We start from the raw sequence: 14,912 nt of genomic DNA on the forward strand, positions 1-14,912 counted from the left end.
AGAATGACACATGAGTCTTTTTAGACGTGTTGGTATTATTGCTCGATTAGACAAGCCTCAGATTCTTGATACGGTTAAGAAACTGATGGAATATCTCCAAGAAAAAGACATCGCGCCGGTGCTGGAAGACCAGTTGGCGACTATGATGCCAGGCGTTAAAGTCGCTTCTTCGGCATTAAAAGAGTTAGGTGACCATTGTGATATGGTCATGGTAGTGGGAGGGGACGGCAGTTTCCTTGGTGCAGCCAGAGCGATCTGCAATTACGACATCCCTGTGTTAGGTATCAACCGAGGTACATTGGGTTTTCTAACGGATATTTCTCCTCACAACCTTCAAGAAGAATTAGACCCAATTTTTCGTGGTGAATACCATGAAGAAAAACGCTTTATGATTGAAGCTAAAATTAAGCGTCAAAATCGCCCCAGCGGCGAGGGGATTGCGCTTAATGATTTGGTACTTCACCCAGGTAAATCTGCTCGGATGATTCGATTTGATTTGTTCATTGACGATCAATTTGTGATGAATCAAAAATCCGATGGTCTGATTGTCGCCACACCAACAGGCTCAACGGCTTACGCACTCTCTGCGGGCGGCCCTATCATGTTGCCAAAATTAGATGCTTTGGTTCTAGTGCCAATGCACCCGCATACGTTGAGTAATCGTCCTATTGTGATTGATGCGAATGCTCGTATTCGTATTGTGGTGTGTGAGTCAAATTTGACTTACCCAAGTGTTAGCTGTGATGGCCAGTTAAATATTACCGCTGCCCCAGGCGATGAAATTCACATCACAAAGAAAGCAGGTGGAATACGTTTGATTCATCCTAAAAACCATGATTTTTATAACGTCTGTCGTGATAAATTAGGGTGGCAATCCAGCTATCGTCCTTAATCTGTTGTCTTGGCTCCAGGTTCTTATTGTTTTTAAAAAGGTATCCTCTTTAGGGCTCCATGTATTTTGTTTATCAGTTTAATAAAACAGAAGACCCTAAAGGGTTAACTGCCGCGTTATGGCATCATAAAATAGCCCATCAAGTTGTCTTTAATAAGGGGCATAATGAGCTGTGGATTATGGATCCTAGTCAATTGCCAGCGGTTGAGCAATTAATGTCCATCTGGAAAGACGACCCAGATCTACTGCAAAGTGTTAAACGAGCTCAGCCTACCTCATCTGCAATGTCTTCTAATCAACGTCTGTTTTCACAATTTGCGCTAGCGCCTGTTACTACGGGGTTGTTGTTACTTACTGTGTTGGTTGCTGTCATTACTCAGTTGGGTTCTGATTTGACTATGGTGGGCTACTTTTCTATCAGTCCGTTTGACATTAAAAATGGTCATATCTATTTCTATAATTCCATAGAAGTCTTTAATAAAGGTGAGTACTGGCGATTCTTTTCACCCGCATTGTTGCACTTTAGTGTTTTGCATATTGTGTTTAATACGCTGTGGGTATGGGATATTGGCTCCAAACTGGAACGAATTTTAGGTTCAATTGTTTGGAGTATCGGCGTTATCCTTATTGCCGTTTCAAGCAATGTTTTGCAGTATCAAATAAGTGGTTATCCATTATTTGGTGGTTTATCCGGTGTGGTATATGGGTTGATTGGCTTTGCTTGGCTGATGCCTATTTTGAACACGCGTTGGCCGACGATTATCAGCAAGCAATTGATGGTGTTTTTTGTTGTCTGGTTGGGTATTGGTTACACGCCCTTTCCTGAAATGTTAGGGCTTGGCAGCATCGCTAACACTGCGCACACTATTGGTTTGCTGTCGGGCTTGTTGCTTGGCATGATTTATTGGTTTGTGACGAAACGTCGCCTCAGCTAATTGGATATAGTACTTTTACTGTGTCGTTTTTATTAATAGCCTGCATGATCGCAGGGAGACCTGAACATGAATTTTAAAGAAATGATCGACAATATGTCGCCAGAAGTGTACGTCAAATTAAAGCAAGCGGTTGAACTTGGTAAATGGCCAAATGGTGTAAGACTGACACCAGAACAAACCGAATTATGCCTGCAAGCTGTCATTACCTACGATTACAGTAACAAAGAAGAAAAAGACCGTGTGGGTTATATCGATACGACAGGGCATAAAAACATTGGCAAGAAAGACCCAGCAAAAGAACAAGACACCATAAAATGGGTTGGCGATGGCCCTGAGGGACAAGCTTAATGTTACAGGGCAATCTCAAAAAGATGTCGACTGAGGTTCATGACAGTAAGGTGTCTTATTACTTGAACTTAGGTAGCGATCGAGTTTTGGTCAACGATTTGTTGGGTAAGACAGTCTCCTTACACCTTGATGGCACTATTCATTGTGTTAACTGCGGTAAGGTAACGAAGAAGTCTTTTAGCCAAGGCTTTTGCTTTAATTGCTTTCGAAAATTGGCCGCTTGCGACACTTGCATTATGAGCCCTGAAAAATGTCACTTTCACTTAGGAACCTGCCGAGAGCCTGAGTGGGCGGAACAGTATTGTATGCAAAGCCATTATGTTTACTTGGCCAATTCATCGGCGCTAAAAGTTGGCATTACTCGTGGCGATCAACTGCCAACACGCTGGATTGATCAAGGTGCAACTCAAGCCCGAGCTTTGTTTCGAGTGCAAAACCGCAGAATGTCCGGATTGGTAGAGACCTTGTTTAAAACCCAAGTAGCGGATAAAACCAATTGGCGCAATATGCTCAAAGGATCCTCCATCGAGATGGATCTTGAGCAAGAGCAAGAGCGTTTAATTGATCAACTATATGAGGGTTTAGATTCTCTTCAACACGAATTTGGCCTTCAGTCCATTACTGACTTATCCGATGAAAATGAAACCCATGAATTTGTTTATCCGGTTTTAGAGTACCCCACTAAAATTACCAGCCTTAACGCCGAAAAAACGCCTCATATTGAAGGCACTTTGATGGGCATTAAAGGCCAATATTGGATGCTAGATACTGGCGTGATTAATATCCGTAAATACACAGGCTATCAAGCAACACTGAATTTTTAGGAGAGAGCACATGAAAGAGAGTCAACCTTCCGCGATTTTTTTAAAAGACTACAAAGTTCCTCCTTTTCTTATTGATAAAACAGAACTGACGTTCGATTTAGACGAAGCAACAACGATTGTTACATCCCGTTTGCATATGCGCCGCAATCCAGCTTTTGGCAAATCGACCGCGCCATTGGTTCTAGACGGTGGGGAAGATGTTAAGTTGATCGGCGTTGCCATGGACGACTATGCGTTGCCGCCAGAAGAATATCGCGTCAGTGAAAATAAACTGATTATTACCGCCACAGCAGACGAATTTTTGCTGACCTGCGAGACCTTGATTGAGCCACAAAACAACACACGCCTTGAAGGCTTGTATCGCTCATCGTCCATGTTCTGTACTCAGTGTGAAGCGGAAGGTTTTCGTCATATTACATATTACTTAGATCGTCCAGATGTGATGTCTGTGTTCACCACGACCATTATCGCTGACGAAGCACGTTATCCTGTTATGCTGTCTAATGGCAATGAGGTTGAACGTGGAAAAACCGATGAAGGTAAAACGGTCGTTGTCTGGCACGATCCATTCCCAAAACCAGCTTACCTGTTTGCCTTGGTGGCCGGCGATCTTGCAGTCAAAAATGATGTCTTTACCACGCAAAGTAAGCGCGATGTAAAACTGCAAATTTTCACAGAGTCTCATAATATCGATAAAGTCGATTACGCTATGGAAGCGTTAAAGCGTTCTATGCGTTGGGACGAAGAAACCTATGGCCGTGAATACGATTTGGATATTTTCATGATCGTTGCCGTAGATGATTTCAATATGGGCGCAATGGAAAACAAAGGGCTGAATATTTTCAACTCTTCTTGTTTGCTCGCCAGTCCAGAAACCACGACAGACGATACTTATTTGCGTGTCGAGGCGATTGTTGCTCATGAATATTTCCACAACTGGTCTGGAAACCGCGTGACATGTCGCGACTGGTTTCAATTAAGCCTGAAAGAAGGCTTCACAGTTTTCAGAGATCAAACTTTTTCTGCCGATATGCATTCAGAGACAGTAAAACGTGTGGAAGACGTTTCTTTCCTGAAGACAGCGCAATTTGCTGAAGACGCGGGTCCTATGGCGCACCCAGTTCGTCCTGCTTCCTTCATTGAGATTTCAAATTTTTACACGTTGACTGTGTATGAAAAGGGCTCTGAAATAGTTCGTATGATTCATACGCTATTAGGCGCTGAGAAGTTTCGTGCGGGTTCTGACTTATATTTTGATCGCCATGATGGTCAAGCCGTCACATGCGATGATTTCGTCGCCGCTATGCAAGACGCTTCTGGTGTGGATTTAACCCAATTTAAACGCTGGTATTCTCAAGCGGGTACACCAATTGTTAAGGTGACAGACAGCTTTGATGCCGCGACGGGGACTTACCGTTTAACCATGGTGCAGGATACCCCAGCAACACCTGGCCAGCCGACTAAACTGCCTCTTCATATTCCTGTACGTGTTGGTTTGCTTGATGAGCAGGGTAGTGTGTTAACGGCTGAAGTGAATGGTGTATCAGCAGAAGATCATGTCCTGCATTTGACATCCAGTGAGCAAGAATTCGAGTTTCATGGTTTAAGCGCGAAGCCAGTGCCATCTTTGTTGCGTGGCTTTTCAGCGCCCGTAAAATTACGTTATGACTATTCTTCAACAGATTTATTGTTGTTGCTGTCATCGGATTCGGACGGCTTTAACCGCTGGAGTGCATCGCAGCAATTAGCGGTTAATGAGCTGACCGCTCTCATTAATCAAGCGATTGAAGGGCAAGAATTATCGATCGACTCACAATTAGTTCATGGATTTAAAGCCTTGTTGAATGACGAGTCGTTGGACCCCGCTATGGTGGCTTTGATTCTTGCTTTGCCAAGTCAGGCGTATTTGTCTGAGTTGGCAACCCCAATTTACCCAGCCGCAATTAAACAAGCACGCCAGTATTTAAAGGCGTTGTTAGCAAATGCGTTATCAGCGGATTTTGAGCGTGTTTATCGAGAGCACAAAATGGATGGCGACTATCAACCGACGGCAGAAGACATCGCGCATCGCTCTTTAAAAAATATCGCATTGTCATACTGGGCTGAAACAGAGAGTGAGCTCGCTCAGCAAGAGGTTGTGTCACAATTTAAGACAGCGAATAATATGACGGATCAATTTGCAGCGCTTTCTATTGCCGTAAATTCACAACACGAAAAAGCAGAGGCTCTATTGGCTTCCTTCTATGAACAATGGAAAGCTGAGCCGCTGGTGGTGAATAAGTGGTTAATGTTGAGTGCAAGCCAGGAGCAAGAAACAGCGCTGACAACCGTGAAAGGTTTAATGGAGCATCCTGCCTTTGATCTTAAAAATCCAAACAAAGTGCGCTCTGTATTGGGTGGATTTGGTCAAAGCGTGTCTGGTTTTCATCACGAAAACGGCAGCGGTTACGCTTTCTTGGCGGATCAAATTATTCTCTTGAATAAACGCAATCCACAAATTGCTTCCAGATTGTGTACGCCGCTGACTCGTTGGAAAAAAATGCAGCCGGAACTAAGTGTAAAAATGAAAGCCGAACTTGAACGTATTTTGGCGGAAGATTTGTCCAAAGATGTTTATGAGGTGATCTCAAAAAGTCTTGCTTAACCACTGTCTTTTTTTCAAGTTTTGCTAAAGCCTCGTTGGATTCCAGCGAGGCTTTTTTATTGACTCCTTGAAATTAAGCGAAAGCTTGTCTTTACTGGATCTTTGCAATCTATGCGTAAATCTGGCATAAGAGAGGTAACTTATTGTCGACCTTGAGTTTATTAAGGAGCGAAAAATGAAAACTAATACAAGAATATTTCTGCCCATTAGCTTAGGGTTGATGCTCTCCGCCTGCAGCACTTCTTCTAGTCAAGACTCGACCAACTCCATTGCCACAGACGCCATTGAATCCCCCCCAGCCGCGACAATGCCCATTTCTGTGAATGAAACGACAGCAAAAAATGTGTCGCAAAATCAAAATCAAGAGCAGGGTGCAAATCAGGTTCTTATCAATGATTTACAGAAAAAGCTCAGTGATAATCAGAAGCAGCTTGCTGCTTTGAATCTGTCCCTTGATGAAAAAGATCGGCGCATTGCCTCTTTGCAAAACGCGTCTCCCAGTGCAGAAACACTGGCAACGCTAGAAGAGCAGAAAAAAATTCGCGCTGACCTAGAATCAAATTATGCGGCATTGCAACTAGATAACGACTTATTGCGACGCCGTATTGCTCAACTGGAAAATGAAAATAGTTCTCTTAAACAGCAGATATCAACGTTAGAAAACATGCCAACGTCTGATGACGGTTTTAAACAAAGCTATTTTGATTTGCTTGACGTTAACGCTGACCTGCAAAAAAAATACGCCAACCTAGAAATGGACAACGAAGCGTACCGCAAGCAACTTACGGCTTTAAAAAAAGAGAATCTAATCTTAGGCGGTGCATTGTCTGAAGCAAGAGCCCAACACCAAATCTTGTGGGATCGTATTCGTGTGCTTACCGACTCGTCAACCAAGTCGCCAGAGACAGACAATAGAACAGCGGATATTAATGACGTCCCAGCAGTGACAGTAATACCAAATCGTCCTAATGTTGAAATAGAAAATGCAAATATGCGTTCAACACTGGCTAAGTTAGAAGCTCAAATTGCCGAGCAAAAAAACATCATTACTGAATATCAGAGTGACGTACTAAAGTTGGAGTCCGCGCTGGATGAAAACGCCGATTACGAAGCTCGATGGAAGCAGCTAGACGCAAAGTTGGCAGAAGCTCAGAAAGAGAATGCGCTATTAAATGTTCAGTTGCTTAACGCGGAAAAAAATCAGCAAACTGTTCAAGCGGAACTTGACGAACTCACCGCGCGGTTGAGCAGTACATTACAAACGTTGGAGTCTAAAGAAAATGAAGGCATTTCCATTGGCGCATTTATGGATTCTCTTCAGTCGCAGATCCGTTCAACGCTGAACAATGTCCAGTGGCAGTTGCCAAATGAAATTGCCTTACATAATAATTTCGAGATCATTGTGTCTGCCGATGTTCAGCCTTCTTTGAGCGGACAAACTTATCAAGCTGAATTGGTAACGGACAGTGACATTCAGATGGTGAGTGACCGTATTGCAAGTGCCGTTGTACAAAATGGTCGATTGCAATGGCGGTGGCGTGTAGCGGGATTAAATGAAAAGCCTGAAGCCCAGCTTAATCTTTTTGTTCGCCAGCAGATTAATATTCAAGGTCAGCCTATTCAACGCCAGATTTATCGTGGCAGCCAAACGTTATCGCTTATTAACACTAATCTATTTGAAAAATATGGCTTTTGGGGCGGTGCTATTTTATTGGGTTTGATTGGCGGTTTTTTAATTGGCAGAGTCAATAAGTCGAAAAATACCGTCTAAATAACACGTATCGAAGCCCATTTAAGTGTTCTGCCATTGGTTGGGCAGGGCTTAATTGGGCTTTTCTCGAATCATTCAACTCCTCATTACTTTTTTTCAACGCGCCATTCGTTGCTTTTCGGTATAGTACGTTCGCATATTCTTTTTTGAGGTGGTGAGCGTGGTAAAGTCCGATTCGTATTCTATTATTGAGAAACGACTAGCAGAAAACGTATTGATTCTTGATGGCGCCATGGGCACCATGATTCAGGGATATAAATTAGAAGAGCAAGACTATCGCGGCGAACGCTTTGAACATTGGGAAAGTGACTTAAAAGGCAACAATGACCTACTTTCTCTGACCCAACCTAAGATCATCAAAGACATTTATTCTAGCTATCTTGCTGCTGGCGCGGACATTATTGAAACAAATACGTTCAATGCCAATTACATTTCCATGTTGGATTACCACATGGAAGACCTCAGTTACGAGCTGAATTTTGAGTCTGCTCGTCTAGCTCGTGAAGCCGCTGATGAATTCACCAAACAAAACCCAAACAAGCCCCGTTTTGTTGCGGGTGCTGTTGGCCCAACCAGCCGGACTTGTACAATCTCTCCCGATGTAAATGACCCCGGTTTTCGTAATATTCATTTCGATGAATTAGTGGACGCTTATACCACGGCCGTTGATGGTCTTGTCAAAGGGGGGGTCGACATTCTTTTGATCGAAACCATTTTCGACACCTTGAACGCCAAAGCGGCTATCTATGCGGTTTTGGATTATTTCGAAAAAACCGGCGTACGTTATCCTATTATGATTTCTGGCACCATAACGGACGCTTCCGGTCGAACGCTATCAGGTCAAACAACGGAAGCCTTCTGGAACTCTATATCTCATGCCAAGCCAATCTCCGTTGGTTTAAACTGCGCATTAGGTCCAAAAGAACTGCGTCAATATGTAGAAGAGCTTTCTCGTATTGCAGATACGCATGTGTCTGCTCACCCTAATGCGGGTTTACCCAATGCTTTTGGTGAATACGATGAATCACCAGAAGAGATGTTAGAGGAGATTCAAGGCTGGGTTGATTCTGGCTTTTTGAATATCATTGGGGGGTGTTGTGGAACGGCACCAGAACACATAGAAACCTTTGCAAAAGCCTTTGCAGATGCGACACCACGCGTTGTTCCTGAGATCGAAAAAGCCTGCCGCTTATCCGGCCTTGAACCGTTCAATATCGATGGAAATAGTCTGTTTGTGAACGTGGGTGAAAGAACCAACGTGACTGGATCCGCGATGTTTAAACGCCTAATTAAAGAGGGTGATTTTGATACCGCTTTGGATGTAGCGCGTCAACAGGTTGAAAATGGCGCCCAGATCATCGATATAAACATGGATGAAGGCATGCTGGATTCCCAAGCCGCGATGGAGCGATTCCTTAAGCTTATTGCGTCTGAACCGGATATTTCTCGGGTTCCGATCATGTTGGATTCTTCTAAATGGGAAATTCTAGAAGCCGGCTTGAAATGGATTCAAGGCAAGGGTGTCGTTAACTCTATCAGCATGAAAGAGGGCGAAGATAAGTTCCGTGAGCAAGCTCGTAAGCTGATGAAATACGGCGCGGCTGTGATCGTCATGGCGTTTGACGAAGTGGGTCAAGCGGATACTCGTGCTCGTAAAATTGAGATATGCCGACGTTCATACCACATTTTGGTAGACGAAGTTGGCTTCCCGCCAGAAGACATTATTTTCGACCCCAATATCTTTGCTATTGCCACTGGTATTGAAGAACACAATCGTTATGCCTTGGACTTCATTGAGGCGACAGGCGACATTACTCGCGAATTGCCTTATGCCAAAGTGTCAGGAGGTGTTTCTAACGTCTCTTTCTCTTTCCGTGGTAACAACCCGGTGCGTGAAGCGATTAACGCAGTGTTCTTGTATCACGCCATCAAGCAAGGCATGACAATGGGTATCGTGAACGCGGGTCAGCTTGCCTTGTACGAAGATATACCGCCTAAACTTCGTAATGCTGTAGAAGACGCGGTGTTAAACCGTACGCCAGATGCAACAGACAATTTATTGGCCATTGCTGGTGAATTTGCAGGAACGGGTGAGGTTGCCGAAAAAGAAACGCAAGAGTGGCGAGGTTTGCCCGTCTCTGAGCGCCTTAGTCATGCTCTTGTGAAGGGGATAACCGAATTTATTGATGAAGATACGGAAGAAGCACGTCAAGCCTTTGCTCGTCCATTAGAAGTGATTGAAGGACCATTGATGGATGGCATGGGAATTGTCGGTGATTTATTTGGTTCCGGTAAAATGTTCTTGCCACAAGTTGTTAAGTCCGCGCGCGTAATGAAAAAAGCGGTTGCTTACTTAATGCCATTTATCGAAGAAGAAAAGCGCCTCAATATGGACACGGCTTCGTCTAGTAACGGCAAGATTGTTATGGCAACTGTGAAAGGCGATGTGCACGATATCGGTAAGAATATCGTGGGGGTTGTACTGCAATGCAACAACTTTGAAGTCATTGACCTTGGAGTTATGGTTCCTGCTGAAAAAATATTGCGCACCGCAAAAGAAGAAGGGGCTGACATGATCGGCCTGTCTGGCTTGATCACGCCATCGTTAGATGAAATGGTGCACGTAGCAAAAGAAATGGAGCGACAAGGTTTTGATTTGCCCGTCATGATCGGTGGCGCGACCACCTCAAAAGCCCATACTGCGGTGAAAATTGAGCAAAACTATAAACGCAATCAAGTGGTTCATGTTACCAATGCCTCGCGAAGTGTGGGTGTTGCCAGTGCGTTGTTGAGTAAAGACAAAGAGCGTTATCAGAAATTTGTTGATGAGATCAAAGCAGATTACGAGAAAACCCGCATTCGTTACAAAGATCGAGCGAAAGCAGGTCGTCGGGTGTCTTTGGATAAGGCGCGTCAAAACAAGCCGCCGATTGAGTTTGCAGGCGACAATGTTGTACAACCTAAAAAACTGGGTATTACCGTACTCACAGAAAACGATATCGATCTAAATTTGGTTAAAGACTATATAGATTGGACGCCATTTTTCCAAACATGGGAGCTGGCAGGGGCTTATCCGCGAATCCTTACTGATGACGTGGTTGGTGTGGAAGCAACGCGTGTCTATGAAGATGCGTTGAAAATGTTGGAGGAAGTGATTGCAAGCAAATCCTTGCAAGCGCGTGCTGTGGTAGGTTTGTTTCCTGCCAACCAAGTTGATCACGATGACATTGAAATCTATTCTGATGAAACACGCAGTGAAGTGATAGAGCGTTTGTCTTTCCTTCGTATTCAAAACGAATTAACAGCTCCGGGAAAATACAATCATAGCTTGGCAGATTTTGTCGCGCCAAAAGAAAGCGGCGTAGCCGATTACATGGGGGCTTTTGCTTGTGCGGCGGGTTTTGGTATTGACCCACTGGTTGAAAAATACGAAGCAGACCATGACGATTACAATTCCATTATGATCAAAGCGGTTGCAGATCGTTTGGCCGAAGCAACGGCCGAGTATTTGCATGAAAAAGTTCGTAAAGAATTTTGGGGCTACGCTGAGGCCGAAGCTTTAACCAATGAACAACTCATCAAGGAAAAATACCAAGGTATTCGCCCTGCGCCTGGTTATCCAGCGTGTCCTGACCATACAGAAAAAGCCAAACTTTGGACGCTTTTGGATGTGAAAGAAAAGATTGAAATGGAAATCACGGAAAGCTTTGCCATGCTACCGACTGCGGCCGTTAGTGGTTGGTACTTTGCTCATCCAGACGCATCGTATTTTGGTATTGGCAAAATTGGCCCTGATCAAGTTGACAGTTATGCAGAGCGTAAAGGAATGAGCAAAGATGATGCTGAGAGATGGTTGGCCCCTAATCTTGGCTATGACCCTGAAGACGATCGCATATAAAACTGGCCGCGTTAGCACATAATGTTGTGGTAACGCGGTCTTCTTATTTAATAACGCTAGCGAGTATGCTCGACCATGGCAAAAGCAATTCACGACGCAGAAAAACACTTACAACGCATGCGAAATATTAAAAAGCATGTAGACCAACGTATAGCGAAAGCCCAAGAAGACAAAGGTACGTTTGTTTTATTGACAGGTAATGGGAAAGGAAAGTCTAGCTCTGCGTTGGGTATGGTTGCCCGCGCACTAGGTCATGGCATGAAAGTGGGTGTTGTTCAGTTTTTGAAAGGAGAGTGGAATACGGGCGAGATTGATTTCTTTAAGCTGCAAGACAATGTGCAGTGGGAGATCATGCCGTCTGGCTTTACTTGGGAAACACAAAACAGAGAAGCCGACATCGCATCTTCAGAAGAGGCGTGGGCGAAGGCACAAACAATGTTGGCGGACGCTACTTTTGATCTTGTGGTTCTCGATGAGCTGACTTATTTGCTTCATTATGAATATTTAGATGAAGATAGCGTTGTTTCTGCATTAATGAATCGCCCAGATTCGCAGCATTTAGTGGTTACAGGCAGAGGTGCGACAGAGGCCTTGATTGAATTGGCGGACACGGTCAGTGAAATCAAGGAGGTAAAGCATGCCTTCAAGCGTGGCATAAAAGCGCAAAAAGGTCTGGAGTTTTAAGAGTGCATGGCTTTATAGTGTTCAACTCATTTTTATAAATATAAAACAGTGTGGTTTTTCAACCTAATAGATAGAGGTAATTATGGCAACTATTGAACGCATGGAAGTAGGTCAACGTATGAGTCGTATCGTTAAGCATAACGAAACCGTTTACCTGTGTGGTCAAGTTGGGGCAGACGCAAATACGGACATTACTGAGCAAACTCGAACTATGTTAGAAAAGGTTGATGTGTTGCTAGAGCAAGCTGGCTCAGACAGGTCATACATACTGTCAGCAACTATTTATCTTCGTGACATGAAAGACTTCACTGCTATGAACGCGGTTTGGGATACTTGGATTCCAGAAGGTCATGCGCCAGCAAGAGCTTGTGTTGAAGCTCGTTTAGCAAGAGCTGAGCTTTTAGTCGAAATTTCTGTAGTAGCGGCGATAAAGTAATCGCACGGTCAAACTGGTCGGCTGATCTTTTTGTCTGACAGCCGACTAATTTCTTTTTACCAATAGATCATTTTCAACAAGCGCATTGCTCAGTACGCGTATAGTTCTTGCCATATCTCGCGATAAATTCATCAGTAGAATACCGAAGTCGAACGGGTATTGATCATGAAAGTCACTGAACAGTTGGCTGGATATTTCCAGTAATAAGCTGTCTTCTAAGGCATACAAACTACCAACACGTTCATGTAAGGCAATCATAGACACAAAGCCAATTGCTTCACCAAACCCAATGGTTCTCGTTCTACATTTGTTGTCACCATGTTGTTTATAAAAGTCTAATTTTCCGTGCAACACCGTATGGAAGCTATCGCCCTTACTGCCGTAAGAGAAAATTTCCTCACCTTTAGATACGGCATGCAGTGTGCCTTGCTCGGTCAAAAACTGAATGGAAGCGTCTGATAAGGCGCCAAATATGGAGCCTCCCTTTAAATGGGAAGGAGATATGTTGTATTGCGATGTTTGTGCTGAGACGGTATTCATAGCGCTCTCCGCCAATGTGAATCTATTCCATGTCATCGGCTGTGTTCCGCATTTCTAAATAGTCGATCGACAATATAAGTTTTAGCGTGTTTAACACGAAATAACCGTGTTGTTTTGTATTTTGCCTATGTATTTATGACTCTATATGTAACCGTTAGTTCGAGCTTTTTTTTACAATAAGCGCTTTCTTCCTTAAAGACTTGTCTCAATCTGTGCGATAATGCAGCCCATAATCTTTGCTTTTAAAGAAGCAAACAAAATTTACCTTATGAAAAACGGAAGAATGCTTTGTTAACGACGGCTAACATCACCATGCAATTTGGTGCAAAACCTCTTTTTGAAAATGTCTCTGTGAAGTTTGGAGAAGGAAAGCGCTACGGTCTTATTGGCGCTAATGGTTGTGGTAAGTCCACATTCATGAAGATCCTCGGTGGCGATTTAGAGCCTAGCTCCGGCAACGTGTCTAAAGATCCAAATGAGCGTTTAGGTAAGCTGAAGCAGGATCAATTTGCTTATGAAGAGTATTCCGTTATTGACACTGTCATCATGGGGCACACTGAGCTATGGGCTATCAAATCCGAAAAAGACGCCATTTACGCTAACCCAGAAATGACCGAGGCAGATGGTCTTCGTGCTGGCGACCTTGAAGCAGAGTTTGCGGAAATGGACGGTTACACTGCCGATGCCCGTGCTGGTGAGCTGCTCTTGGGTGTGGGGATTCCTACAGAGCAACATTATGGCCTTATGAGTGAAGTCGCTCCAGGCTTAAAGTTGCGTGTGTTGCTTGCTCAAGCTTTGTTTTCCGATCCAGAAATTTTGTTATTAGACGAGCCTACCAACAACTTGGATATCAACACTATACGTTGGTTGGAAGGGGTGTTGGTTGAGCGCAACTGTACCATGATCATTATTTCCCATGACCGTCACTTCTTAAACTCCGTTTGCACAAACATGGCGGATTTGGATTATGGCGAATTGCGTTTGTTCTCTGGTAATTATGATGAGTACATGACGGCAGCGACTCAGGCTCGCGAGCGTCTATTGTCGGATAATGCGAAGAAGAAAGCCCAAATTAATGAGCTGAAATCGTTTGTTAGCCGATTTTCTGCGAACGCTTCTAAGTCTAAACAAGCCACCTCTCGAGCAAAACAAATCGATAAGATTCAGTTAGAAGAAGTGAAGCCGTCTAGTCGTCAAAACCCATTCATCCGTTTTGAGCAAGAAAAGAAGCTGCACCGTATGGCTGTTCAAATCGAAAATGTGGCGAAATCTTATGACGAGCAGCTGTTTAGCGGTCTGAACATGATGGTCGAAGTTGGCGAGCGTATTGCGGTCATTGGACCGAACGGTATCGGTAAAACGACGTTGCTAAAATGTTTGGTTGGCGATACGGAATTGAGTAAAGGTGACGTGAAGTGGTCAGAAAATGCCAATATCGGCTATTACGCACAGGACCATGCCCATGAATTTGAAAAAGACGTAGATCTTATTGAGTGGATGGGGCAATGGGGGCAAGAAGGCGACGATGAGCAAGTCATTCGTGGTACTTTGGGGCGTCTTTTATTCTCTCAGAATGACATCAAAAAGTCCGTCAAAGTGTTGTCTGGTGGTGAGCAGGGTCGTATGCTTTTTGGTAAGCTGATGCTGCAAAAGCCAAATGTGCTTGTTATGGATGAGCCAACTAACCACATGGACATGGAGTCTATTGAGTCTTTAAACTTGGCGCTTGAGAACTACCCAGGTACATTGATATTTGTCAGTCATGACCGTGAGTTTGTATCCTCCTTGGCGACTCGAATCGTTGAGGTAACCAGCGAGGGTATTGTTGACTTCCACGGAACCTACGACGAGTATTTGGCTAAGCAAGAAGCATAAGGCCAGAAACAAATTTATTGCTCAATCTTTAAAAAAAGGAAGACTCATCATTATGAGCCTTCCTT

General features: G+C 43.9%; 11 protein-coding genes. 10 read left to right on the forward strand and 1 reads right to left on the reverse strand.

All coding sequences use genetic code 11. From position 1 onward, the window contains the following. The first annotated feature begins 10 nt into the window (after positions 1-10). The 9 genes from AABA11_RS07695 to AABA11_RS07735 all read left to right on the forward strand — a co-directional run bounded on the left by AABA11_RS07695 (position 11) and on the right by AABA11_RS07735 (position 12,432). Positions 11-892 carry an NAD(+) kinase gene (locus tag AABA11_RS07695; RefSeq protein WP_012069864.1) on the forward strand — a complete coding sequence of 294 codons (882 nt, stop codon included), beginning with the start codon at positions 11-13 and terminating at the stop codon, positions 890-892. Between the two features lie 179 nt (positions 893-1,071). After that, positions 1,072-1,827: a rhomboid family intramembrane serine protease gene (locus AABA11_RS07700; protein ID WP_338266769.1), complete on the forward strand. Its 756-nt coding sequence runs from the start codon at positions 1,072-1,074 to the stop codon at positions 1,825-1,827. Between the two features lie 66 nt (positions 1,828-1,893). Continuing rightward, positions 1,894-2,175, forward strand: a complete 282-nt coding sequence (locus AABA11_RS07705) for a YeaC family protein (RefSeq protein ID WP_265727838.1) — start codon at positions 1,894-1,896, stop codon at positions 2,173-2,175. Beyond that, positions 2,175-2,999, forward strand: coding sequence for a DUF2797 domain-containing protein (locus tag AABA11_RS07710; RefSeq protein WP_265727839.1), 825 nt, complete (start codon positions 2,175-2,177; stop codon positions 2,997-2,999). The genes AABA11_RS07705 and AABA11_RS07710 overlap by 1 nt, the downstream gene beginning before the upstream one ends. A 10-nt stretch (positions 3,000-3,009) precedes the next feature. Continuing rightward, positions 3,010-5,643 (forward strand): aminopeptidase N, encoded by a 2,634-nt coding sequence (pepN, locus tag AABA11_RS07715; protein WP_338266773.1) that lies wholly within the window; start codon positions 3,010-3,012, stop codon positions 5,641-5,643. Positions 5,644-5,818: 175 nt separating this feature from the next. Continuing rightward, positions 5,819-7,414 carry a coiled-coil domain-containing protein gene (locus AABA11_RS07720; RefSeq protein WP_338266775.1) on the forward strand — a complete coding sequence of 532 codons (1,596 nt, stop codon included), beginning with the start codon at positions 5,819-5,821 and terminating at the stop codon, positions 7,412-7,414. A gap of 160 nt (positions 7,415-7,574) precedes the next feature. Then, positions 7,575-11,312 (forward strand): methionine synthase, encoded by a 3,738-nt coding sequence (gene metH / locus AABA11_RS07725; RefSeq protein ID WP_338266777.1) that lies wholly within the window; start codon positions 7,575-7,577, stop codon positions 11,310-11,312. 75 nt (positions 11,313-11,387) lie between these two features. Then, entirely contained in the window at positions 11,388-11,996 is a 609-nt protein-coding gene (gene cobO, locus AABA11_RS07730; protein WP_265727841.1) for a cob(I)yrinic acid a,c-diamide adenosyltransferase, read from the forward strand. Between the two features lie 82 nt (positions 11,997-12,078). Continuing rightward, positions 12,079-12,432, forward strand: coding sequence for a RidA family protein (locus AABA11_RS07735; RefSeq protein ID WP_265727842.1), 354 nt, complete (start codon positions 12,079-12,081; stop codon positions 12,430-12,432). 45 nt (positions 12,433-12,477) lie between these two features. Here the strand turns inward: AABA11_RS07735 and AABA11_RS07740 are convergent, their stop codons facing one another. Continuing rightward, positions 12,478-12,972: a Crp/Fnr family transcriptional regulator gene (locus AABA11_RS07740; RefSeq protein ID WP_338266781.1), complete on the reverse strand. Its 495-nt coding sequence runs from the start codon at positions 12,970-12,972 to the stop codon at positions 12,478-12,480. A 288-nt stretch (positions 12,973-13,260) separates the two neighbouring features. On the opposite strand from AABA11_RS07740, the gene AABA11_RS07745 reads away from it, so the two are divergent. After that, complete coding sequence (locus AABA11_RS07745; protein ID WP_338266783.1) at positions 13,261-14,847, forward strand: ABC-F family ATPase; 1,587 nt, start codon at positions 13,261-13,263, stop codon at positions 14,845-14,847. Positions 14,848-14,912 lie beyond the last annotated feature (65 nt).

Source organism: Marinomonas pontica (assembly GCF_036322735.1).
Lineage (GTDB): Bacteria > Pseudomonadota > Gammaproteobacteria > Pseudomonadales > Marinomonadaceae > Marinomonas > Marinomonas pontica.